The sequence below is a fragment of the Arthrobacter sp. StoSoilB22 genome, from assembly GCF_019977315.1.
Taxonomy (GTDB): Bacteria; Actinomycetota; Actinomycetes; order Actinomycetales; family Micrococcaceae; genus Arthrobacter.
Window position 1 is genome coordinate 1,965,900 of record NZ_AP024652.1, and the last position, 24,202, is coordinate 1,990,101.

At 59.3% G+C, this 24,202-nt stretch carries 17 protein-coding genes and 4 pseudogenes; 15 read left to right on the top strand and 6 right to left on the bottom strand.

Translation table 11 applies throughout. The features are described 5' to 3' along the window. The first annotated feature begins 16 nt into the window (after window positions 1-16). The 6 genes and pseudogenes from LDN70_RS09280 to LDN70_RS09305 all read left to right on the top strand — a co-directional run. The gene (locus LDN70_RS09280) at window positions 17-880 is read left to right on the top strand and encodes an amino acid ABC transporter permease (protein ID WP_223942618.1); all 864 of its coding nucleotides are present in this window, start codon (window positions 17-19) and stop codon (window positions 878-880) included. After that, window positions 877-1,680 carry an amino acid ABC transporter ATP-binding protein gene (locus LDN70_RS09285; RefSeq protein WP_223942387.1) on the top strand — a complete coding sequence of 268 codons (804 nt, stop codon included), beginning with the start codon at window positions 877-879 and terminating at the stop codon, window positions 1,678-1,680. Before LDN70_RS09280 ends, LDN70_RS09285 begins: the two co-directional genes overlap by 4 nt. Window positions 1,681-1,731: 51 nt before the next feature. Further along, on the top strand, window positions 1,732-3,363 hold the full coding sequence (locus LDN70_RS09290) for a thiamine pyrophosphate-binding protein (RefSeq protein ID WP_223942388.1): 1,632 nt from the start codon (window positions 1,732-1,734) through the stop codon (window positions 3,361-3,363). Between the two features lie 16 nt (window positions 3,364-3,379). Next, window positions 3,380-4,801, top strand: a complete 1,422-nt coding sequence (locus tag LDN70_RS09295) for an aldehyde dehydrogenase family protein (RefSeq protein WP_223942389.1) — start codon at window positions 3,380-3,382, stop codon at window positions 4,799-4,801. A gap of 247 nt (window positions 4,802-5,048) precedes the next feature. Then, complete coding sequence (locus LDN70_RS09300; protein WP_223942390.1) at window positions 5,049-5,186, top strand: Glu/Leu/Phe/Val dehydrogenase dimerization domain-containing protein; 138 nt, start codon at window positions 5,049-5,051, stop codon at window positions 5,184-5,186. Between the two features lie 2 nt (window positions 5,187-5,188). Then, window positions 5,189-5,464, top strand: a pseudogene (locus LDN70_RS09305) (transposase); the annotation flags it as partial. A gap of 177 nt (window positions 5,465-5,641) precedes the next feature. Here LDN70_RS09305 and LDN70_RS21295 read toward each other — a convergent pair. Beyond that, window positions 5,642-5,927, bottom strand: a pseudogene (locus LDN70_RS21295) (transposase); the annotation flags it as partial. Between the two features lie 495 nt (window positions 5,928-6,422). Further along, window positions 6,423-6,794, bottom strand: a complete 372-nt coding sequence (locus tag LDN70_RS21230; protein WP_353618934.1) for a type 2 periplasmic-binding domain-containing protein — start codon at window positions 6,792-6,794, stop codon at window positions 6,423-6,425. A gap of 210 nt (window positions 6,795-7,004) precedes the next feature. Between LDN70_RS21230 and LDN70_RS09320 the strand changes: the two genes are divergently transcribed. The 4 genes and pseudogenes from LDN70_RS09320 to LDN70_RS09335 all read left to right on the top strand — a co-directional run bounded on the left by LDN70_RS09320 (window position 7,005) and on the right by LDN70_RS09335 (window position 12,832). Continuing rightward, entirely contained in the window at window positions 7,005-8,213 is a 1,209-nt protein-coding gene (locus tag LDN70_RS09320) for an FAD-dependent oxidoreductase (protein WP_223942392.1), read from the top strand. A 997-nt stretch (window positions 8,214-9,210) separates the two neighbouring features. Continuing rightward, the gene (locus LDN70_RS09325) at window positions 9,211-10,398 is read left to right on the top strand and encodes an MFS transporter (protein WP_223942619.1); all 1,188 of its coding nucleotides are present in this window, start codon (window positions 9,211-9,213) and stop codon (window positions 10,396-10,398) included. Window positions 10,399-10,527: 129 nt separating this feature from the next. Beyond that, window positions 10,528-11,355: pseudogene (locus tag LDN70_RS09330) on the top strand (DDE-type integrase/transposase/recombinase); the annotation flags it as partial. Between the two features lie 94 nt (window positions 11,356-11,449). Beyond that, a pseudogene (locus LDN70_RS09335) lies at window positions 11,450-12,832 on the top strand (IS30 family transposase). A gap of 130 nt (window positions 12,833-12,962) precedes the next feature. On the opposite strand, the gene LDN70_RS09340 reads toward LDN70_RS09335, so the two are convergent. Both LDN70_RS09340 and LDN70_RS09345 read right to left on the bottom strand, forming a co-directional pair. After that, entirely contained in the window at window positions 12,963-13,283 is a 321-nt protein-coding gene (locus tag LDN70_RS09340) for a hypothetical protein (RefSeq protein ID WP_223942393.1), read from the bottom strand. Between the two features lie 244 nt (window positions 13,284-13,527). Then, the gene (locus LDN70_RS09345; RefSeq protein WP_223942394.1) at window positions 13,528-15,834 is read right to left on the bottom strand and encodes an FAD-binding and (Fe-S)-binding domain-containing protein; all 2,307 of its coding nucleotides are present in this window, start codon (window positions 15,832-15,834) and stop codon (window positions 13,528-13,530) included. Window positions 15,835-15,880: 46 nt separating this feature from the next. Here LDN70_RS09345 and LDN70_RS09350 point away from each other — a divergent pair, with 46 nt between their 5' ends. Both LDN70_RS09350 and LDN70_RS09355 read left to right on the top strand, forming a co-directional pair. Then, entirely contained in the window at window positions 15,881-16,618 is a 738-nt protein-coding gene (locus LDN70_RS09350) for a GntR family transcriptional regulator (protein WP_223942395.1), read from the top strand. Between the two features lie 913 nt (window positions 16,619-17,531). After that, complete coding sequence (locus LDN70_RS09355) at window positions 17,532-18,710, top strand: zinc-binding dehydrogenase (RefSeq protein WP_223942620.1); 1,179 nt, start codon at window positions 17,532-17,534, stop codon at window positions 18,708-18,710. 11 nt (window positions 18,711-18,721) lie between these two features. On the opposite strand, the gene LDN70_RS09360 is transcribed toward LDN70_RS09355, so the two are convergent. Then, a complete protein-coding gene (locus LDN70_RS09360) occupies window positions 18,722-18,934 on the bottom strand; it encodes a hypothetical protein (RefSeq protein WP_223942396.1) in 213 nt (70 codons plus the stop codon). 30 nt (window positions 18,935-18,964) lie between these two features. On the opposite strand from LDN70_RS09360, the gene LDN70_RS09365 reads away from it, so the two are divergent. The 3 genes from LDN70_RS09365 to LDN70_RS09375 all read left to right on the top strand — a co-directional run bounded on the left by LDN70_RS09365 (window position 18,965) and on the right by LDN70_RS09375 (window position 21,347). After that, window positions 18,965-19,852: a LysR family transcriptional regulator gene (locus LDN70_RS09365; protein ID WP_223942397.1), complete on the top strand. Its 888-nt coding sequence runs from the start codon at window positions 18,965-18,967 to the stop codon at window positions 19,850-19,852. Window positions 19,853-20,092: 240 nt separating this feature from the next. Continuing rightward, a complete protein-coding gene (locus LDN70_RS09370; protein WP_223942398.1) occupies window positions 20,093-20,233 on the top strand; it encodes a hypothetical protein in 141 nt (46 codons plus the stop codon). Window positions 20,234-20,639: 406 nt separating this feature from the next. Next, window positions 20,640-21,347 carry a GNAT family N-acetyltransferase gene (locus LDN70_RS09375; protein WP_223942399.1) on the top strand — a complete coding sequence of 236 codons (708 nt, stop codon included), beginning with the start codon at window positions 20,640-20,642 and terminating at the stop codon, window positions 21,345-21,347. Window positions 21,348-22,395: 1,048 nt separating this feature from the next. Here the strand turns inward: LDN70_RS09375 and LDN70_RS09380 are convergent. Continuing rightward, window positions 22,396-24,171 carry a PKD domain-containing protein gene (locus LDN70_RS09380; RefSeq protein ID WP_223942400.1) on the bottom strand — a complete coding sequence of 592 codons (1,776 nt, stop codon included), beginning with the start codon at window positions 24,169-24,171 and terminating at the stop codon, window positions 22,396-22,398. Window positions 24,172-24,202 lie beyond the last annotated feature (31 nt).

Genomic DNA, 24,202 nt, shown 5'->3' on the forward strand with positions numbered 1-24,202 from the left:
GGAGTCCGTGAAGAGTATGATGACGGACCCCCGCAAGGACTCATCCGACGACGGCGATGTAGTCAAAGCGGGCCGGCGCCGCAACTATGGGCAATGGCTGTGTGCAGCCGTGATCCTATTCTACGCCGCCGGCTTGATCTATTCGCTATCGCAGAATCCTAATATCGACTATCCGCTCATTGGCGGATACCTGACAAACCAGGCAATCTTGGACGGGTTGGTGACAACCCTCAAGTTGACGCTAATTTCAGGGGCGGTGGGCTGGATTGTCGGTATCCTTGTGGCCGTCTGCAGGTTGTCGAGCAATAAGGTGTTGTCGACGTTGAGCCTGCTCTTCATCTGGTTGTTTCGAGGGTCCCCGCTTCTCGTTCAAATCTTGATCTGGGGGAACTTGGCTCTACTCTTCCAGACGATCAGTTTCGGCATACCGTTTACCGGCATATCGTTCTTCGAGGCCGACACGAACCTGATTGTCACACCGCTTGTCGCGGCGATTCTGGGTCTTGGCTTGAATGAGGCGGCATACATGGCTGAGATCGTCCGCGCTGGCATTATCTCAGTTGGGAAAGGCCAAGGTGAAGCGGCGAAAGCGCTCGGCATGTCCAGGGCACTTACGATGCGGCGGATTGTCCTGCCGCAGGCCCTCAGAATTATCATCCCGCCCACCGCGAACCAGATGATCAACCTACTCAAGGCCAGTTCGCTCGTTTCGGTGATTGCCGGCGGAGACCTCTTAACTAACGCCCAGATCATCTCGGCATCGAACCTTAAGACGGTTGAGTTATTGCTTGTTGCAACGTTTTGGTATTTGGCAGTCATTTCCGTCGCCAGCGTTGGGCAGTACTTCTTAGAGCGACGTTACGAGCGAGGTTACCGATGAAGGACGCAAGAGCCGCGGCATCCGAAATTTCTGGAAGCCGGCCTGTGGTTGTAAGAAGTGAAAACGTACACAAGAAGTTCGGCAGCGTGGAAGTTCTCAAGGGAGTCGATCTCGAAGTCAGAGAAGGGGAAGTGCTGTGTCTTCTCGGACCGTCCGGCTCAGGAAAGAGCACCTTCCTCCGATGCATCAACCATCTTGAATCGGTTGACCGCGGCAAGTTGTATGTCGATGATGAACTTGTTGGCTACAAGGTGCGCAAAGGCCGCCTCTACGAGCTCAACGAACGTGACCTCTGCCGTAAGCGCGCTGACGCAGGCATGGTCTTCCAAAACTTCAATCTCTTCCCACACATGACAGTCCTCGAGAACATTGTGGAAGCTCCTGTTCGAGTCAAGGGCGAGTCGAAGGCAGCGGCGGCGGAGCACGCGCGGCAGCTCCTCGACCAAGTTGGACTGGGTGGTCGCGGAGACGCATTTCCCAATCAATTGTCAGGTGGACAGCAACAGCGCGTCGCTATTGCGCGCGCCCTGGCAATGAGACCCAAACTCATGCTGTTCGACGAGCCGACCTCCGCACTCGATCCAGAATTGGTGGGAGAAGTCCTTGCAGTCATGCGCGGCCTCGCCGAATCCGGCATGACGATGATCGTCGTCACCCATGAGATCGGATTCGCACGCGAGGTTGCTGACACCGTGGTGTTCATGGATGGCGGAGTTGTCGTGGAATCGGGTCCACCCGAATCCGTGATAACCAACCCACAGAATCCGCGAACGCAGTCGTTCCTTGCCAGGGTCCTGTGACCCAAGCACACCAATCCACTTCCATTCAGCCATTGTCTTAGGAGAAGTAGCATGCAGATCACAGGGGCGGAAGCCTTGGTTCGTCAATTGGCGTTGGAGGGTGTGACAGACGTATTTGGCGTGCCTGGCCTACAGCTCGACTTCGCTTTGGATGCTTTGGTCCAACACACACCCGAGATCCGATTCTTCGGAACACGCCACGAGCAAGCGGCCGCGTACATGGCCGACGGATACGCTCGCACGACTGGGGATGTTGGGGTGTGCATGGTTGTCCCCGGCCCCGGTGTGCTCAACGCGGGTGCTGCTCTGGCCACGGCCTTCGCCTGCTCCTCGAGAGTCCTGTGCATCGCCGGCCAGATCCCCAGCTGGGCGATAGGACAGGACCTGGGATTGTTACATGAGATTCGCGACCAGAGTCACCTACTGCAATCGTTGACCAAGTGGTCCGCGATTGCCACGAGCCCAGAAGAAGTCCCCGGTCTTATTCATGAAGCTTTCCGGCAACTGCGCTCGGGACGTCCGAGGCCGGTTTCCGTCGAGATTCCTCCGGATGTTCTGGCGGCAACGGGAGACATTATGCTGGTGGATCCGTCCACCTTGACGCCAACGCCACGTGACTCTTCCGACCAGGAGGCCATCGGTCGCATCGAGTCGTATCTTTCCGCCGCCACAGCCCCGGCGATCTACGTGGGTGGCGGAGCGATCGCAGCCGCAGCCGAACGGGAATTGCTCGAGCTGGCCGAACGTCTCGATGCGCCAATAATCCTGAGTCGCGGTGGGCGTGGAGCAGTCAGCGATCGGCATCACCTCGCAGTGTCCAACTTGGCAGGTCGTCGGCTTCTCGAAGAAGCCGACGTGGTCCTTGTCGTAGGAAGTCGCTTCATCACGAGCATGGGCGATGTAGTGCAGACGAAATCGGGTGCCATCCTGCTGGGAGTCAACGCGGAACCATCGGACCTCCTCGAGCCAAGGAACTACCTCGTTTCGGTCGTCGGCGATGCCAGAGAGACGGTTGCGGCGATCTCTGCGACTGTGACGGAAGGCCAGAGCAGACCCGATTGGCTGGACAGTATCGCAGCCGCCCGCAATTGGGCAGACGGAGAGATCGCAGCGCTAGAACCGCTCAGTTCGTGGCTCGATGCTGTTCGAGCCGGCATTCCCGACGATGGCGTTCTAGTCAGCGAGCTGACCCAGGTTGGTTACTTGGCGACCGTCGGGTATCCCGTGTTCAAGGCGGGGTCCTACATTGCCCCGGGCTATCAGGGAACACTCGGGTACGGCTTCCCGACTGCTCTGGGCGCGAAGGTCGCCGCCGGAGCCAGAGCCGTCGTGTCGATCACAGGTGACGGCGGCTTCGGATGGGGCCTTTCAGAACTCGCGACTGCGAAAAAATACGGCATTGCCCTGGTCACGGTGGTATTCAACGATTCGGCATTCGGCAACGTCCGTCGTATCCAAGCAGAGCGGTTCGAGGAACGGTACATCGCATCCACCTTGGTGAATCCTGACTTCCTGAAGTTGGCTGATGCATTTGAAATCGATGCAGTTCGGGTTTCCGACCCTGCCTCACTCACGGCAGCGATCGAGAAAGCACTCGCTAACAATGCGCCCGCGCTGATCGAAGTGCCGGTCGGTGAGATGCCGAGTCCCTGGCCCCTTGTCATCGACGGCCCGATTAAGTAGAGGAAAGAGCAACAACATGGCGACAACTATCCGCGACAGGATCTGGGCCGACGGCCAATGGACCAAAAGTTCCGGCGAAGGCTCGATCCCCATTCTGAATCCGGCCACCGAAGAGATCATCGGACACGTTCCACGAGGGACCGCCGCCGATGTTCACCTCGCAGCAACCTCCGCCGGCTCGGCTCAAGTTTCGTGGGCATCTCAATCTCCCGAGTATCGCAGCAAGGTGCTGAATCGCATTGCGGACGGGCTGGAGAGGCGCCGCAGTGAACTCCGCGAACTGCTGGTGGCCGAGGTGGGGACGCCGAACCTCCTTGCCGACGACCTCCAAGTCGGCATGGCAATCGACGTCTTCCGAGAAGCCGCAATGTATATCCAGTCCGAACAACTGGAAGAGACCATCGGATCCGCGACCGTACGGCTGGAGGCTGTGGGAGTTATCGGTGCGATAACGCCGTGGAACTATCCACTTTACCAAGCGGCTTTGAAGGTCGCACCGGCAATGGCTGCTGGATGCGCAGTCGTCATCAAGCCAAGCGAGATAGCATGTCTTGCGATTTTCGTGCTGGCCGAGGTAACCGACGAAGCTGGTGTACCTCCCGGTGTATTCAACCTGGTTACGGGAACAGGTGAAGAAGTAGGCGAGGCCCTGGTCAGACACCCATCGATCAATATGGTCTCGTTCACCGGTTCTGAACGTGCGGGACGACGCATCGCTGAAATCGCAAGTACGGTGCCGATCAGGGTAACAATGGAACTTGGCGGCAAGAGTGCAGCGGTCCTCCTCGATGACGGCGATCTGGAGGCCGCCGTCGCACACACGCTGAGCAATTGTCTACGAAATTCCGGCCAGACCTGCGCGGCCCTTACACGCCTGATAGTGCCGGCCGACTCGATGGAACGAGCGGAACTGGCCGCGCGGAAATGGCTCGAGAACGTCGTCGTCGGGGACCCTACTGACCCAGCAACAACAGTTGGCCCCGTAACCACCGCCGAACAGCGGGCGAGGGTCTTGGAGTATGTCGGGATTGGAATTGCGGAAGGCGCCCGCCTGATCACCCCTGACCCTCGGACGGCCCCCGAACAAACAGGCTTCTTCGTGCCGCCCACCGTGTTCTCAGATGTCCGAGCCGACATGACTATTGCGCAAGAAGAGATCTTCGGACCTGTTCTGGTCATCATCCCCGTAGCCGACGAGCAGGAGGCCGTCGCTGTTGCTAACGGAACGCGTTATGGCCTCTCGGGCGCCGTCTGGTCCGCGGACCGGCAGCGGGCTCGCCAAATCGCTTCCTTGATGCACGCCAGCACCGTTTATATCAACGGTGCAGCGTTCAACCCGTTGGCACCGTTCGGCGGATATCGAGGTTCAGGGTATGGTCGCGAGCGGGGCAAATACGCATTGGCCGAATATCTTCAGAGCAAGTCATACCTCGAGTAAGCCTCTTGGTGAGCTTCGAGCATCCCGCATGGCCGCGAGCGGCGTGCAACAAGAGCCAATGTGATTGGACCACTCTCCGATGCTCCGACTCAACTAAGGGCGACGGCAGCGCGTCTTGGGTATCCCGAGGGTGTGTTTCAGATGCTCGCCGCACGCGACGAGAGTTGAAGGGCAGCATTCCGTTGCGCAGGGATGACGGTTGGGTTGAGGGGATGAGCGGCCATCGTGTGCAACATAACTTGTCTCGTTGCCGGCGAAAGGTGGGCTTCGCTTTGAGGCTGATGTCGCACGAGACGAAGTACGCGCTCTCGCCATACTGATGGCATGGAAGTGTGTCCTACTCGACTTTCTCGAAGGCGGGGACGTGCTCGTGGAAGGATGTTGACCATGCCCACGGCTTATGGGGCGGAGTTCCGCCAGGACGTTATTGATGTGGCCCGCAAGGGCGAGGATCCGCTGGGGCAGATTGCGAAGGATTTCGGGCTGTCGGTCACGATGTTGAAGCGTTGGATTGTCATTGACGAGCCTAAGAAATCCGGAGCCGGCCCGGCAGGCGATGATTCGGCCGAGATGAGGGAGTTGAAGAAGCGGAACCGCCTGCTGGAGCAGGAGAACGAGATCCTGCGCCGGGCAGCTGCCTATCTGGCCAGGGACATCAGCCCAAATGACTCTTCTACGGGTTCTGTCAAGCCATGATGGTTTGGAGTTGGCGGAAGATGAAGCGGCAGACATAGCGTTTGAGGTTCCGGCGGATTTCGCGGTCTGATGTCCCTGTCGCCCGGCTGCTGGTCACACAATTCTTGGTTTCGGTGTCGAAGCTCATGCGGGTGCGGACGATTACGTCGAAGGCCCGGTTCAGTTGCCGGTCGCCGGAGCGGTTGAGTCGGTGTCTAGTGGTTTTGCCGGAGGATGCTGGGCGTGGGGCGACACCTCCGAGTGCGGCGAAGGCTGCTTCTGAGCGGATGCGGCCGTGGTGGGAGTAGGCGCATATGATGATCGCTGTTGTTACGGGTCCGACCCGGAGATGGCTTGAAGCCCTGGCGCCAGTTCTTCGGTGAGCTGGCTGGTGAGTTTCTTCACTGCCAGGGGCGAGTTGTTTGGCTTCGACGCGTCCGATCTGGATCACGGGGTCGGTGCTGTTTGAGGTCCGCCAGGCAGCGATGGCGGAGCGTTGGTGATCCAACAGGGATCGGGAGGCCAGCAGTATTCTGATCGCGGTGCGGGGTCCAGCAGCGCGTGCTCTGTCACTGGTCTTTGGGCGCCCGAGGACAGAGCACGCGGCGGCATCGGAATCGATCGGATCTGACTTGCCTTGCCGGTCAGTCCCCGCGATGAACGGGTGGGCGGCCTGACCTCGCCGACCTCGATCCTGGCGGCCGACAGCAGGGCGAGGAAGGTGTCCCAGTCACTTCGTCATGGGCCGCCACTGTGGGTCTTGCCTCTTGGGCGCTCCCGGTGATCGCGGGCGTAATTGTCCCTTACGGACCCGGCGTGGCCGCATTCGACCCCGTCTTGGGGCGGTCGTTCTGACCGTCAGTCAAAAGCCCGGCAACGCGACTGCCGATTGCCCGTGTTGTGGTTGGCCAAGCAAGCCAAGTGGACTAAGTGACTTCCGGGCCGGTCAGGGGCATCCAGAGCCACCCCGGCACGAGTCTCGCCGCGGCCGTTGCGTTGAGAACGATGCCCATTGCGGGGGAGGCCCCGGCGCAAAAGAGTGCGTTCTCTGTGAATCTGGCGAACTGCCACATCGGTGAGCCTCCCGCCTCATGAGCGGCCGCAGCAGCCGGTCGTATTCGCTGGGTACTGGATCCCTTGCGTGGGCGAGAACGCCCAGCCCGTCCAGATCCTGGAGGGTGCATTTCTTGGCTGTTCCCAACGGGTGAGTGGGCCGGATTGCCACGCCGAAAGGGCGTTCAAGCACTCGATGGCGGCGCATGGTGGCCGGCGGATCCTTATGGACGATGGCCAGGTCCAAGGTGCCCTCTCCGGGCATCTTCAGTAATTGGGTGCTGCTGGCGTCTGCGATGTCCAATTTCACCGGGATCCGGGGCCAACAGGGGTCCAAGCTGGTCCTTGAGCCACCCGGCCGGTCCTTTCCCTCTGCCAAGGGAAGCTTCAATGACTTGTCAACGATGTTTACACAACATATGCTCGGTCAGAGGCCGCGAACGCTGCCACGCACCGAGACTTGAGGAGAATGTAGATGAGTTCACTGTCAACCGAAGTCGCCATCGTCGGGGGTGGGCCGGTAGGCGCCATGGCGGCTTTCCTCCTGGCGCAGCAAAACATTGACGTTGTCTTAATCGATCAAAATCCGGAGGCAATTGAGGACTACCGAGCCTCCACCTTTCATCCAGCGACACTCGATCTACTCCAGGCATCTGGCGTTTCTGACGCGCTCGTGTCGATGGGGTTGGTCTGCCCCGTCGTCCAGTACCGGGACCGGGCGCTTGGCCCGGTTGCGGAACTCGATTTGTCGATTCTCAGTGGAGACACTCGCTTCCCATATCGGCTGCAGTGCGAGCAGTTCAAACTGACGCGGTGGCTACATGAACAGCTTGCGACTATGCCTTCCGCGACTTTGATGTTTTCTAGCGACGTTACCGGCGTGGAGGCCATTACTGGCGAAGGAGCCACCGTCGTATCCACGTCTGCCGGCAATGAGGGCCGTATAAACGCACGCTACGTGATCGGCTGCGATGGCGCCCGGTCCACCGTTCGGCGATCGGCGGGAATCAGTTTCGACGGATACACCCACCCTGAACAGTTTCTCGTCGCCGGAACGCGTTTTGATTTCAAGGGCGCGATGCAAAATATCCAATCGGTCAACTACACGTCGGACCCGGACGAATGGTTCCTCCTCTTGGAAATCCCAGATATGTGGCGCATCGTTGTGCCCGTCCCGGCCAACGTCGCTGCTGACAGCGCGCGATCCGAGGACTACATCCAGCGTTGCCTCCAAAACATCTGTCCGTCCGATGAGCCATACGACATTCTGGTCAACTCCGTCTACAGAGTTCACCAGCGCGTTGCGGCCAAGTTCCGGCTGGACTCGGTCTTTTTGGCGGGCGATGCAGCTCATGTTAATAACCCCTTGGGTGGCATGGGTCTCAACGGCGGCCTGCATGATGCTTTCACTCTCGCAACCGGGCTCATTTCGGTGTTGCGAGAGGGGAACGACCCAGGCACTCTGGATCGCTACGAAGCGATTCGGCGCCCCGTTGCAAACAATGACATCAATGCGACAACGGAGCGAAACAAAAAAATGATGGAGGAACGCGATCCCGCGGTCCGGCATGCTAACAATGAGCGTCTGAAAACCATCCTTGCGGATCCAAAACTGGCATACGACTACGCACTCGATGCATCAATGATCCGCTCACTTCGAGGGACAGGCGTCTTGTCCCGCTGAAGCCCGCGCCGTAGGCAGCGGTAAGCCGCCCAAGATTCCTCGGAGGCGGCTTACCGCGGCCCACCCGACATCTCCAAAGGATGTTTTGCTGCGCGACAACCAAATAGCCTGTGGGCGGCCCTATCTGACCGTTAATCACTATGGCCGTAGCTGCCGCTCACGCTCTTGGCATGGCGGCCGGCGTAATACTCCGCGGCATTACCCATGAGATCAATACCATGCGTAACCAACTGACATAAAGGGCTACAGGTTTACGGAGCACCCCATCCGCGTTCAGGACCATGGCCATGAACTTCGGCCTTCATCTTCAGCGCACCCACATTCAGGACGGGATCTCTCGGGCGTTGCAAACGGACCCTACGTGGGTCATAAAGACACATCGCCGCATACGATATCCGGCACTCCGCCCTTCTTGAGCACGACTCCTGGGTCCGGACTCAGCGTAGATCGCCACGCCCTGACTAGCCACACCCTCCGGCTTCTTACATCTAAAGTCGCCAAAACCGCACGGAGCTATGTCTTCAGGTTATACATGGTTGCCGATATCGGTATTAGACCTTTGCGTAGAGCCTTCAGGAGAATGTGTTGCAGAGCACATTGCTGGGATGCCAAAGAGTTTGATCCGGGGTCCGAGTTGACAACGCCGTCAAGTCATCAGTGAGGATGGTTAGCTTGTTTCTTGGACGGGAAATCGTGTCCATATCTCGGGCACAGCCTGCGAAGCGGCGGCGGCATGGCCCGAGCGTACGAACATCAAGTCCGGGTATTCCCCCGCAACCGCACCTCTCACGCGTCTGATTCGCCTGCCCAGAAATTCTCCCCCTCGAAGAAGAGGTGTATTGCATAAACGGGTACCTCCAAAAAACTCCGCCGACGAATCGCCATCCGCGAGTAAACCGTTCTAATCTAAAGAATTATTGGAGCAAATTGCATGAAACTGCAGAAATCTTCCCAATACCGGTGGGTCGTTCTGACCATGTGCTGGGCAATCTTCACCATGACCTGTGTCGATCGCTCGTCATGGGGCCCTGCCTCGTCATTCGTTGGCCAAAGCCTTGCCGTCCCCGTAGCCGCCCTCGGCATCTTTGCAACGGGCTACTACATCGGCTATGTGGCCTCGAATGCCTTCGGCGGCTTCCTCACTGATTGGCTGGGAGGGCGCATGCTTTTGTCGGTCACGGGCGTGCTTGCCGGATTGGTCATGTTCGCTTTCGGATCGGTTGAGTCGACAACCACCGGCCTTGTCGTGCAAGGCCTCCTCGGCCTCTTCGCTGGTGCGGACTTTGCGGCTGGCCTCAAGCTTATTTCCACCTGGTTCCGGCCTGCACAGCGCGGGTTGGCCATAGGCATCTTCATGACCGCGACGTCGCTGGGCACGGTGATTGCCAATGCCGTTGTTCCCCGCATCATCGCCGAATCGAGTTGGCGTGATTCATACCACATGTTTGGTATCATTACGATCATTATCAGCGTTTTAACCTTTAGCCTCGTCCGCAATGAGCCGCAGGATGTGGAGCGGGCCGACCATTCCGGGAGTGAATCCCGGTCTCTCCCGAACCTGCGCCCGCTCTTTACCAATCGTGACCTGCTCCTGTTGGGCCTCGCTGGTTTCGGAGGCGTTTGGGGAGCAACGGGATTCATCACGTGGTCTAACACTTTGATGGTCCGAGGAAATGGAATCGATCCTGTCGACGCGGGAATCGTCCTAGTGATGTTCTCAATCATCGCCATCGGGATCAAGCCAATCGTAGGCTGGGTGACCGATGCGCTGAGACTTGGGCAAAAAATTCCTATCATCTTCATTTTCATAGTCTTTGGCTGCGCGCTGCTGCTCTTTGGACGCCTTTCGACGTTCACTCAGTTCCTGTGGTGCGCGCCGCTAGTCGGGTTCGGTGCATACGCGTTCTCACCGTTGACGGCAGCGCTCGCCCCAGTGCTGTCCGGGAAGACCTTGGCAGGCTCAGCGGCCGGTGGTGTGAACGCTGTATGGCAGCTCGGCAGCGTGGCCGCGCCGGCACTGGTGGGAGCCGTCTACCAGGCAACTGATTCGTTCTATTCCGCTTTCGTTATCCTTGCCATTGGGCCCTTTGTTGGAGCGCTGATGGCATGCTTCATTCGTGCGCCGCGACCCGGAAAGAGCGCTGGCGACAGGGATGCTGCCGAAACCACGATCGTCGGAGCCTAGGTATGTTGACCATGGACGTTAGGAACGCTCGGCGTGGTTAGGTGACATGAAGAAAACCTCCGAGGGGGCTGCCCCGGTTTTGTCGACTCCTTGACCTAGCGAGCTTGTGCTTATGGAAGGATGTTGACCATGCCCACAGCTTTTGGGGCGGAGTTCCGCCAGGATGTTATTGATGTGGCTCTCAAGGGCGAAGTGCCGCTGGCGCAGATTGCAAAGGATTTTGGGCCGTCAGTCACGACGCCGAAGCGCTGGATCGCCATCTCCGAACATAAGGAATCCGGGACCCGTCCGGCAGTGACGGAGTCGGCCGAGATGCGGGAGCTGAAGAAGCGCAACCGTCTGTTGGAGCAGGAGATTCTGCGCCGGGCGGCTACCTATTTGGCAAGGGACATCAACCCAGACGATCTACCCGCTGGTCACGGGTCTTTCCGCCCACGGTGTTCCCTTGGCGGTGACCTGCAGGGTGTTGAAATTCAGTAAGCAAGGCTACTATCGGTGGCGGGCCCGTCAGTGACGGGATGGGACTGGGCGGATGCGCACCTGATTAACGCAGCCCTGGACATCCACGCCGACGATCCGGCATTCGGGTACCTTTTATCATCGACGAGCTCCCGGAGAAAGGCATCACAGCGGGAGCTACGTGCAAGGCATCAGGTCGGTCTTCTCGAAGAAACCGGGCCTGAACCGCAGAGCCGGGCCACCGCTCCACGACGACCTGGTCGAGCGGGACTTCAGCGCGGCTGCGCCGAACGAGCTGTGACTGACAGACATCACCAAAATCGCAGAGTCGAGGGCAAGCTCTGCCTCTGCGCGGTGAAGAACGTCTACTTCGGCAGGATCGTCGGCTACTCGATGGACTCCCGGATGAAATCCTCGCTAGCCGTCGCCGCGCTGGAGAACACGGTGCGGGCGCGCCGGCCGGCCGGGACAGTGGTGCACTCGGATCGAGGGTCCCGGGGCGTATTCAACCGGTCGAAGCAATACCTGATCACGGAGGTGTTGGATGTCGGTTCGAAATCGTCAGAAGCAGGTACGCGCGTAGCGAGGGCAGATCCCTTCATCGGGTCGGCCGTCGGGGGCGTGGCGCGAGGACCGGGTACGTTTCTGGGTCGCCATCGCTTCCGGTGCGAAGAACCGTGACGCCGGCGTCGCGGCGGGCGTGTCAGAACCGGTGGCGCATCGCTGGTTCCTGCACGCTGGCGGTGTGAATCCTCAGCTGGCCCCGACATTGTCCGGGCGGTATCTGTCCTCAAGCGACCGTGAGGACATCGCGTTGTGGCGTGCGCAGGACTGTGGGGTACGGGAGATCGCTCGCCGGCTGGGGTGTAGCCCGTCGACGATCTCGCGGGAGCTGCGTCGGAACGCGTCGACGATCTCGCGGGAGCTGCGTCGGAACGCGTCGACGAGAACGTATCGCTTGGACTACAAGGCGTCTACAGCGCAGTGGCATGCCGAACGACGAGCCCGCCGCCCCAAGACCGCGAAGCTGCTCACGAACGATGCCCTCCGCGACTACGTCAACGACAAGCTCGGCGGACACGTCAGATCGGGCCGAGGAGAGCGCTTGGGCCCGGTCGGTCCGATCCGGGATGGGAAGGACAAGCCACATCGGGAGGACCGCGAATGGGTGAGGGGGTGGAGCCCTCAGCAGATCGCGAAACGTCTGCCAGTGGAGTTCCCGGATGATCCAACGATGCGGATCGCGCACGAGGCGATTTACCAAGCCCTTTACGTTCCGAGCCGAGGCGGACTCACGAGGCAGCAGGCGTGGCATCTGCGCTGAGGGCGCACGAAACGCACGCCAAGAGCGCGAACACGTCAGCAAGCCTGGGCGCATGTCACCGACGCGACAACTTTGAAGAAGAGACCCTCCGAAGCCGGCGAGCGGAAAGTCGCAGGCCATTGGGAAGGGGACCTCATCATTGGTCTCAACCGGTCGGCGATCGCGACTCTGATCGACCGCATGACGCGTTTCGCCATGCTCGTTCATCTGCCTCGGCAGAAGGGTTACGGGCTGGTCAAGCCGACGAAGAATGGGCCTGCATTGGCTGGCTACGGGGCGGTCACGATGAAGAACGCACTCGTCCGGACTTTGGAGCCGCTCCCGGCGGACCTGCGACGCTCCCTGACGTGGGACCGCGGGAAGGAGATGTCCGCGCATGCCCTTCTGACGCAGGAAATCGGGTTGCCGGTTTATTTTGCCGACGCGAAGAGCCCGTGGCCGCGCGGGAGCAGCGAACATCTCAACGGGCTACTCCGGCAGTACTTCCCGAAAGGTACCGACATCTCCCGCTGGAGCACCCCAGAGATCCAAGCTGTCGCCGACATCATCAACTACCGGCCGCGCGGCGTCCTGGGATGGCGCACTCCCGCGGAAGCCTTCGCGGACCAGCTAAGCTCAGTCCCGAAAGCAACTGTTGCTTCGACCGGTTGAATACGCCCGGGGCAGTCCCGTACTTGAGTAGATAGGTGCGGTCCGGCTTTGGTACCGGCTGGCACGGCCTACTTCGTTGGAGTTCTAGATGAAGCTTGATGACGTCCACGGGTTTCATGGCAGTTGTTGATCAGGCCCGCTGATCGCATGGTAGCTGTCCTTGCTGCTTGTCAGTTGCTGGAGGGCTGTCGAGTAGCTGCGCCAGGTGTACTCCCCGCCGCTCGGTGAGATCGGCCAGCTGCGTGCGGCACGAGTAGCCGTCAGCAAGGATTACAGTGCCTGGCGCCGCCGACGCGACGGCCGGAAGGAGCTGGTGTTCGGCCACGGCTACGGACACCTCGTAATGTCCGCGTTCCACGCCGAAGTTTCCTGCCAGTCCGCAGCATCCACCGAGCTTTTGTACGTTGGCACCTGCCTTCTTAAGCAACTGCGCGTCTGGGCTCCACCCCATGACGGCATGGTGATGGCAATGTGGCTGGGCTACGACCGTTGTTCCATCAAGGTGTGGTGGTGTCCACCCCGGCACGGTTGCGAGGAACTCGGCGAGGGTGTGTGTCGCTGTAGAGACAGATTGTGCTGTCTCTGCCCCCAGCAGTTCTGAGGCTTCGGACCGCAGAACACCGGTACAGGAAGGTTCCAGACCAACGATTGGGATTCCTGCTTCCGCGTATTCCTTCAACTCACTCACAGTGTTGCTAAGGATCCTCCGTGCGCTGTCCAATTGCCCCGTCGATATCCAGGTAAGACCGCAGCACAACGGTTTTTTTTGGGATGCGGACCTCGTAGCCTGCACTCTCCAGGACCCGGACGGCCGCGCGGCCGACTTCAGGGGTGAAGTAGTTGGTGAACGAGTCAGCCCACAGCAAAACCGGGCCCCTTGCGGCGCTAATGGCAGGCCCGTCTATCCGTGCTCGTTTGTTGAACCAGGCGTCAAAAGTCTGCACGGCGAACGACGGGATAGTCCTACGGCGATCGATCCCTGCGAGTCTGAGCCCGGCGGTCCCCAGCCCGGGTATCCGCGTCAAAAAGTTCACAATGCGTGGAAGGCAAGATGCCAGGCGTGCCCACCGCGGCAACCAACCCAGGGAATAGTGCGTCACCGGCCTAAGCCGACCCTTATAGCTCTGGTGCAGTGTTTCGGCCTTGTATGCAGCCATATCCACCCCGGTCGGGCAGTCCGAAGCACATCCCTTGCAAGAGAGGCAAAGGTCCAACGCGTCATGAACTTCTGGAGACCGCCACCCGGTACCACCTTTGTTGATCATTTCCTGGAGGACCCGGGCGCGGCCGCGGGTCGAGTCCTTTTCTTCGCGCGTTGCCAGATACGAGGGGCACATCACTCCGTGTCCATTCGTGTTGTCCGCGCGACATTTGCCAACTCCGGTGCAGCGGTGCACTGCCTGACTGAAGTCCCCGCCGTCGTGGAAGTATCCGAAGGCAAGGCCTTTGCTGAGTGGCTTCGCCTGGGCGACCCGTACGTCAGCATCCAAGGGCTGGGGGTCCACGATAATACCAGGGTTGAGCACGTTGTCCGGATCCAGAATTCCTTTGACCTTGCCTAACAGTTCCAGAGCCGCTGGGGAATACATATAAGGGAGGAGTTCGCTGCGGGCGCGGCCGTCACCGTGTTCCCCTGACAGCGACCCACCATAGCCTGCTACTAAGGATGCCGCGTCTATCATGAACTTCCGAAACACGGATCTACCGTCGCTGCGTTCGAACGGCACATCCAGCCGGACATGCACGCAGCCGTCACCGAAATGTCCATAGGGCATCCCGACTAATTCATGTTCGACAAGTAGCCTGTCAAAGTCGCGGAGGTACGCCCCGAGTTTCTCCGGTGGCACGGCAGCGTCCTCCCAGCCCGAGTGGGCAGGGTGACCGGTCGGAGACCGGCCAGCTAGACCCGCCCCGTCCTCGCGGATCTTCCACAGGGCAGTCGCTTCCGCCGCATTTGTGATAATGCGTACAGAGATTGCCGACTCCGCGGCCACACGGCGAGCTCGGTCAAGGACCTCAATTAGATCATCCCCAGCGATTTCGATGAACAGCCATGCGGCACCTTCTGGCAGATCGGGAACCGCTACCGTCCCCTTGTGGGATCGGACCACATCGACGATACGTGAGTCTAAGCCCTCGCAGGCCGTAGGGCGGAAAGGCATCACTTCCGTGACGGCGTCCCCCGCGGTACCAATGTCCGCAAACCCCAGCACCACCATGGCGCGATGAGCCGGGTCGGAAACCAGCTTAACGCCGGCCTCCAAAACAAGCGCTAGCGTCCCTTCGCTGCCAACCAGGGATCGGCGGAGGTCAAACTTGTTTTCAGGCAGCAGGTGTTCCAAAGCGTACCCCGACACCTGGCGGCCAAACCGGCCAAATTCTGTCCTGATTGTTCCCAACTCGGACTGTACCAGCACTCGTAGGGCGTCCGTTTCCGCGCACGCGGGGGGGTCCTCGGGCCCCAGCAGGAGGCGGGTGCCTGTCCCCGACAGAACATCAAGATAATCTACGTTGTCTACGGTGCGCCCATACGCGAGGGTCCGAGACCCGCAGGCGTTGTTGCCGATCATGCCACCGATGGAGCACCTGGTGTGAGTGGAGGGGTCGGGGCCAAACCGGAGACCAGCCGCCAGCGCCTCTTTCTGCAACACGGCATGCACCGTTCCCGGCTGAACTACTGCAGTCTGTGTTTCAGGATCAACGTGGATCACCTTGTTCATGTATCTGCTGAATTCGACGATCACACCAGTGCCGACGGCATTGCCTGCCACAGAGGTACCAGCGCCGCGAGAAGTTATAGGAATTCCTCGGTCCCTGCATACTTCAAGGGTTTCAAGTACTTCTTCGGCGTCACGTGGAAAAACGACTGCTGCCGGTTTGGCGCGGTAGAGCGAAGCATCGCTTGAGTACGAGGACCGGGTCGTCTCGTCATCGCGCACGTCACGGATCCCCCGCCGACGGAGGTCACCGGCGAGTGTAGTAGGAGTCCCAATGCAATTCATGAGTAGCATGCTACATGCTAGATGGCGATTTCTATAGAGTGGTGTCATGACTTCGATTGACGAATCCCTTGGTCTATCCCCGCTCGGTCCACAGCAGGACTCGTTGGCGGAGCGGACCATCGCAGCCGTGCGTCAAGGAGTTCGATCGGGAGCACTTGTTCCTGGCCAGCTTTATTCGGTGTACCGGCTTGCCGAAGAGCTGGGCATCTCGCGTAGTCCGGTCAGGGAAGCGCTGCTCCGCCTCGGTGAAACTGGCATGATTCGGTTTGAACGTAATCGAGGCTTCCGTGTGCTGGTCCCAACGCCGCACGACATCGCTGAAATCTTCTCGATCCGGCTCGCTCTTGAGGTGCCGGCGGTGAGGCGAGCGACGTCCCGCGCCAGGAAAGAGGATCTCGTGGCGGTGCGCCTTAAATACGTCGCAATGGAGCGCGCTGCCGCAGCAGGTGAAGTGTCCGCGTTCGAACTTTACGATCAGCAGCTTCATGCCTTGCTGATGGATGTTGAGGGCAGCATCCGAACCAAGGAGATAATCAGAAATCTGCGGGACGCCGTCAGGTTGGTTGACGCCTCCACTCTTGTCCAAGACCGCTCGCTGACTGATGTACTTGTTGCGCACCTGCCCATCGTTGAAGCCTTCGAGGCCGGGGACGCCACGCTCGCAGCCCAGGCAATGAAGCATCATTTACAGGAGACGGGACAGCTACTTCTCCGCAGGGCGCTTGTAAAGCGTGGAGAGAATCCAGAAATGGAATCAATCCTCTGGCGGACTCTCATCGACTGATTCCCTGACCGGATGGCAGCGCCCAGGCAGCCATATGGGCGAACGGAGGTGCTCGTTGGTCGGTGCCTATAATCCGGCGCAGTTGTTTGACTGCATCGCATTGCCCATTTGGCCGCGGACTATAGAAGCGAGGACTTCGGTTCAGGGGAGGCCAAGTCTTACGTTTGCCTTGTGACTTATAAGGGAAGCCTGGGCTGACAGTGTGAACCGGCCGATCATCAGTTCATCTTTTTTCTCTTGGATCAGTATGTCGTTTTAGTGATAAAACTGCGCCTCTTTGAACTGCAGCAACGGGCCGGCATCCTTCGAGACGAGCTGAATGCAAATGCTGACCTCCCGGCAACCTTACGCTTTGCCTGCGGGCCTTGGACCGCGGTTCGTATGACGGCAGGTTTTCGATGACGTAGTCGGCGACGATACTGGCCTCTTCGGCCCGCTCAGGACGAGACGAAGTACTGTTTTCGCTAATCGCCTTCAGGTGATTGCTGAGGGAGGGCCGCCGTAGCAATGGCGGCGGTATTGATACTGGGGGAGCATTCGCGGGGTCGCTTCCTTTCATTGCCGACCACCAGCCCGTCGAGGGCGAAGGGTCTGTTTGAGAGAAGGGCACCGGCCCAGTCGTCCGAATTCGAGTCACAAATGTCTGCGACGGGCAGCGCGGGGGAGGCCGGCCCTCCCCGCATCCAGCCTGGCGCGCGGAGCATCCCGTTCGCCAAAAAGGCCGCCCAGCAGTGGGCCGCCGTTAGCGACGCGGCGCCGTGAGTTGGCGTCCACGGATGCCAGCTCCAGAGCAGAACATTGATTATGCAGCGTTGACATAGCAACAAAGTATCTGAACAATGTTATTCAGGTGTTTGGTTCGGGGGTTGCGCTGCGGCGGGGAAGCCGCAGTCAAGTTCTCCCTTGCCAGGTGATGCAGCTGTTTCTTGCCGCGAGCCAAATAACCGGTTGCGCAAGTTCGGCCCTCTACCGCAGTCGGCACAAGAACGTGTCCTTACTCGCGATTTCTTCCGCTGCGCTGACGAAAATGGGCAAGCAGAGTTTACGGGCATTAGCAGTTCGAGAAAATAGAGGATGTGAGCAGGCAAAGATGTGGGCGAAAGTTCTCAGCGCACCTTATTCCTTCGAGACAGTCAACATCGCCGAGCCGGTAGAGAGCGACGTGCCTGAGGGGCACGTGTTGCTCCGCTTCTTGGCTGCGGGGATGTGTGGCAGTGACGGCCCCTTCTACCGGGGCGATCCCGATCCGTGGGGAACTGGCAAAGGCGCGATACCAGGTGGTCCCGTCCACGAAATTGTGGGCGAAGTCGTCTTTAGCCGATCCCCACATCACAGGGTAGGTGATCGCGTTGTTGGTTGGGCTTCCCAATGCGACGGTTTGCAGGAGTACGTGATCTCCAACGGTGAGGGACTGTATAAATATAACTCCTCGCTGGACCCCAAACAGGCGATGCTTTTACAGCCTCTTGCCTGCGTCATATACGCGTGCGAGCTTCTTGGTGATGTTCGGGAACAGCACTGCGCGGTACTGGGGCAAGGGCCCATTGGTGTGTTGTTTAGTCATGTCCTCAAAAATGCTGGCGCCGGTAAAGTGACAGGCGTAGACAGAATCGACCGCCGCGATATAGCCGCCAAGTTTGGTGTTGATGATCCGCAGTTTCTCTCGAGTGGCGCATGGGCGGCAAAGCTTGGAGTAGCGAGCTCGAATACCCGGAACGGGTGGCTTGGTGACGACCGGAACTCAGAGCGTCCCCAGGTCATTGTCGAAGCTATTGGACATCAAACCAGCACGCTCAATCACGCAATCCAGGCCGTCCGTCCACGCGGACAGATCTACTACTTCGGCATTCCAGACGACAATTACTATCCCATCAATATGGACTGGATGCTGCGGAAGCATCTCACGCTGCGATCGGGGGTAACTCTGGATCGCCGGCGAGTCCTGGCATTGGCGGATGCCTACCTCGGGAAGCATCCTGAACTCGCAGGTGATTACGTGACGCATACATTTCCTGCAAACGAGGCGGCCGAGGCGTTCATGACCGCGTTCACTCCGGACATCGGTCAACTTAAAGTCGTGATCACCGCCTGAGAGAAGCGTGATCACGTCCCGAAAGAATCGCGGCGCCTGGTTCGCTCCAGCGCACCGATTGCGTCGATGGCTGCCTCGTGCGTCAGCGGAGTGAGTGTTGTCTCGATCGGCAGGTCCAGGACAACAGACGGGAGCGACCGCAATACCTCTGGGCCATCTTTTTCCGAAGCTACTACCGTGATTTGTTGCCTGTGCGACCGGACGACGAATCGGTGCATGCGCACAGCGGCGATAACCTCCGAGGAGCGGGTTCGATGGAGCTACGACATATCCGGTACTTCCTCGCAGTCTCCGAGGAAGGCTCCTTCCTGCATGCTGCCCAGAAACTGCACATCAGTCAACCCGCACTGAGTCGTCAGATCGCCGACCTAGAACGGGATATCGGACAGCAGCTGTTTGAGCGGACACCCAAGGGGGTTTCCCCCACTCCAGCTGGAGAGGCCATGATCGTCCACGGGCGGCAGCTTCTTCGGCTTGAGTCGACAACCCGCGAAGTCGTGGCCTCGAGCATCCGCCGCGAACAGCCTGTGGTCGTGGGGGTCCCTCCTACGGTGTCGGAGCGGTGGTTCCTCGACCTTATTTCGGCATTGCGCACGGCCATCCCAAACGTTCCCCTTCAAATCTATGAAGCGTTTACCGCGGACCAGCTTCGCGTCAGCCGCGACGGACGAATTGACTTGATGCTTATCAATCAGCGCCCTCCGGACAATCTGCGACGGCTGAAGCTGTCGAAAGTTCCCCGTCCTTTCGGTATCGCGGTCGCTCCCGGCCACCGGCTGTCAGCGAAGAAAGAATTGGTCTTTTCCGATCTCTCGGGCCTACGGATACTTGCGCGGGAGCAAAGCCAAGTGCCTGCTGCTCACGACCTCGCTATTCGCGAAATTGAGGATTCCGAAACAGTCGTGCTATGGAGCTACGGGCGCTTCGCCGAACATGCTAGAGCATGTGCACAGGCCGTGTGCGCCGACGCGGTGTTCTGTGGTGAGGCCGTGGCACGACGTCAACTTCCAGACTGGAACTGGCGGCCCCTCACGGGTCTGCAGTCCGCCATCACCCTGTGGCTCGCCTGGCAGCCCGACGCGCGCGACACGGTACTGGCCGTGGCCAGCGCTATCTCGGACATCAACGGAAGGCTCCGCTAAGAACCCAATGAACTACCCCGTCCGATGGGCCAGGTTTTGACTGAATTCCTAAAAATGTCCCCCAGCACCAAAAAAGTGCCCCGAACCCTCTGAGACTTGCCGACCCTGGTCACAGCTGGACTTGTTCTAGGCTGTGGACACCCAAGTCCGAGCCTTTCGGAGAAGAGCGGTGCCCGAGGATCTAAGCACCGCTGACAACTGGGAGTTTTGAAGAACCAGGGAAGGTCGACGATAGAGGCCGTGCGGAACTCCACATGGCGTCCGGTTCATCGGAACCGCCGCCTCGACACGGCAACGACTCAGTATGGCTACACTCCTGACGTCACCGTCACCGTCACCGTCACCGTCAACTCAGACGGTGATGTCACAGCCAGTTCGTAGACCCGCTCCCGTTCACCGACGGGAGGTACTATGGGCCATACTGCACCGATTGGCCACCCCAAACGACCTTTTCGGGACCTCCCAAGGATCCAACCGCATGGAAGATGCGTCTTTGTTCCGAGAATGACTCCGGCGCGAATCCGGTCCCTACGTGTGCAGCAGTTTCACAACAATAAATAGTGAATCCGAATCGGAGACGAATTTCGGCCTTCTTGGTTTCCGTCACCGTTCGTACTCGTCACTGTCCAGCACACGATACCTGCGCCCTTGGAGCGGTGGCTGCGGTCGAGCGCTTAGCCCGTGACTCAACAAGGGCAGCATGTACTAAACATCTGGAATCGAGACGCAAAAGGGAGCGGCATCGGATTTTGCGATGCCAAGATCAAGACCAAAGGATATCTACTCAATGAACGAAGATGGCCAGCCCATCGGACAGTTGGTGCCCGGATGGACCACTCGTCCGTTGCCTGCACGCGTCACTCTGGAGGGCAGGCTCTGTCGAATCGAGGCGCTAAGTGCTGATCGCCATGCGGATGACCTCTATTCCGCCTATTCTCTTGCCGCTGATGGCCGCGACTGGACATACATGCCCACCGGGTACTTCGCTGACCGAGAGGATTACAGAACCTATGTAGCGGCCATGACGCAGTCAGACGATCCGATGCACTTTGCCGTTGTGGACCGCAAGACCGATCAGGCGGTGGGTACATTTGCGCTGATGCGGCAGGACCCGGCCAACGGAGTCATAGAAGTTGGTTACGTCGTGTTCTCGCCGCAGCTCAAGCAAACCCCATTATCCACCGAGGCACAGTTCCTGTTGATGTCCTATGTTTTTGAGGGGCTGGGCTACCGCCGCTATAAATGGAAGTGCGACAGTCTCAATTCACCATCGAGAAGAGCGGCTAAGCGACTTGGCTTCACTTTCGAAGGTATTTTTCGGCAGGCTGTAGTTTATAAAGGGCGCAACCGAGATACGGCGTGGTATTCCATCATTGACTCGGAATGGCTTGAGATCGGCAAGGCATTCCGTGCATGGCTCGAACCAGGAAATTTTGATGCCAGTGGCCGGCAGCAACGGTCTCTCATGGATCTGAGCCTCCCGGCCGGCGAGTAGGGGCACCGCGCTTGTCACCTGCGGCGTTGTCGACGCCGCAGTCCAGAGTGCGTAGCTCAGGCGGTGGCGTGACGATGCTTGAGCTGCGGAAACGCCGGATTCGTCAGGGGACGAGAGTCCTCGCAGCTACTTCTACTCCCGTTATTTCAACGCCGATAATGGACGTTCTGTCGTCGGCCCCGGCCGGGAGGCCTTGTCATGATGCTCTATGTCGTCTCCGCCATGAAATAGATGAAGGAGGTGCAGCTACTGTGTCGAGCTATTCATCGTTCTGGCGGGTTGAGTGCCGTCGCGTTCTGGGTTGTTCTATCGACCGGAGGGAGTCATGCCGTGGGCGTCGGAGCCTCATCCTACCGGAGACTTCACGCGGACCAAGAGGTGCCGTCCAGCAGGAAAACTGCGGAGGCGGCAGCGCCGATTTACTGGCGCAGGCTATGAGTGCGAGGGACGCGTCAAGTGCCCCTTTTTCGGTGTTCGATCCAGCAAAAAGAAGTGCGGACAATGTCCACACTTTCCACCTCGGACCGACTCGTTCAGCCCCCGGACGGCCCTGGATTCCGCATGTTTCCGCCACTTCCCAGTGTCCGCAAGGCCTGGAATCCCGTCGAGTCCCACCTCGGGCACGGCATACCCCCTCGTGAGAGGGGGTTCTTGCTTTAACGTGTGTACATTCTGGTTGGTCAGGTCCCTCTGACACTGGCCGCTGGGTGTGCCTGGCGCCGCGGGTCGCCTGTTTGGTTGTGGGGGTACGGGTTCAGGGTCATTGCTGGTGGGCCCTCCGCTCTCTATGTGACGATCCGGCAAGGCTGGCCGTTCGGGCCGACGCACGCGCGGGGGTGTGTGCGGCACAGAGAACCAAGAAATTCGCGTCTATCGAGTGACAGCGATGTTGGAAAGATGGGTCAGCGCCATAGCGCTGGCCGGAGCTATCGTCTCCGGCCAGCGCGTTGACACTTTCATCGCTCTACGCGAGCCCGGGGCGGTCCACCGCCCCGGTGAGTGCACCGGTTTTCATCCGCAGTACACGCGATTTCTTGGGCTGGATGAGTCATCGTGCCGAGACGACGACCCTCACCCGGTCAAGGTTTTGAACGGTGCTGAATTCATCTGCCGCGTCGCCCTCCCGCTGCGAACCCACACGGATACTCGGAAAGTACGTTCCGGCCGAGCTGAACGTGTGACTGGCCTGCACCACAAGCGTTTCCTTGTTCGCGGTAAATGATGCCGACTCAAAAGTTCCATCGCCGTCGAAGTCCCACTCGACGGAAACGATCTTTCCTGCATGCGGGGGCACTTTGATCTTCGCCTGAAGGTCGAACTGGGCCCCTGCGGCGACCTCAATCCGGTCGGTGTTCCCGCGCCCGGAAAGTTCCACAGTTGGCTGGATTCCACCCCGGACGGCGGCATTGTCCGGCAGCGTAATTTGGCTATCCTTTGTAACGCCATATCGGGTGGAGCTTGGGGGTGCTATGCCTTGTTCGGCCCAAGCGGACACGTCTTCAAGCGCCTGATAGATGACTGGCATGTAACCAACCAACCGAGTGGACTGACCGGCCCTATTGAATGGGCCGTGATCGGAGTTGTCTGTGTACCAAAGCCGATATGAGTCATTGGTTTCCTTACCCATGGCGGCTTGCACTCGTTTCGCGTACCAATCAGCGTGTACGGGAAAGGCATCCGAGTCCAGTGTCGAATCAAGAGCGATGACCTTGCCTGTGATTTTGCCGCTGAAGGAGGCTCCGCCAGACACCAAATTGGCAAGGAACGGACCAGGGGTGAAAGCCCGCTGGGGGTACGACGGCGACCCGTCGGGACCTCTGTACTGATCGAACCCGGGGATGGCGCTTTCTTGCGGAGGCAGGGTGTATCGGTGGTTGGCGATGTAGGCGAGGTGGCTTCGCCGGCTCGGGTCTTGGGCTAGAGCTGCGCGGAAGAGCGCACCGAGGGACGAATCTTCAGTGCCGAGATAACCAGGCTTCGTCCAGAAGTCTTCAACATACGTCGCGTCGAATCCCTGAATCAGGCCCGTAGTCGAAGGCAGGCCGCCGGGATTGGCGACATAGTCGAAATCCTCCCAAGACTCCAGTGGAAGGCCCAGTTGTGTGACTTCCTTCAAGGCAGCCTTCTGGACGTCGTCCAGCCCTAAGTATGGGTCCCCGCTGCCGCCTGGGCGGAGGGCATCAACGATCTGTTCTTTCTTGTCTTGAAGAACGAAAGCCGCAAATGCCCTGCTGGTGAAGTTGGCGGCCGATGATGTTGGGATGCCCTGAACAATAGGAACGGCCCCCTGCCAGACCTCCCGGGTATTCTCAATGGCGCCAACAGTTTGGTACGAGCCACCGCTCCACCCATAGAGATATCCATTGATGGTTTTGGGTTTCACCCCGTAGTAATCCGCTGCGACTGTCCTGCTAAATTTGGCCGCTGCCGCGCTGTGCCGGTACCCGAGCGCTCCGTCAGTCTGCACCGTATAGCCGCCATGAGCTGCCCCGAATTGAACATTGTCAGCAGGCTCTTGGCCATTGATGGGGTAGGTGAACTGAAAGAAGCGACCCTCCCATTGGTTTTTTGGCGGTAGGAAGATCCGGAATTTTGTTCCGGGCCCCTCGAAATGCCCCTCAACTAACAAGAGCCCATCAACGCTTGTTCTGTTGTCGATGACAGGTTTGCCATAGGAGGGATCAACGCAGGTCGCGTCGATAGCAAAGGGTCCGCCTGGCATGTTTGGCCCGCATTGGGAAGCAGTTTCGGCCGCAACGGCCGACGGCGTAGCGGCGCCTAGGACCAGGGCTCCGGTGAGGGCCGCAGAGAGCAGTAGTTTCATAGTTTCTCCAGCATCATCGATGGTTTCAAGG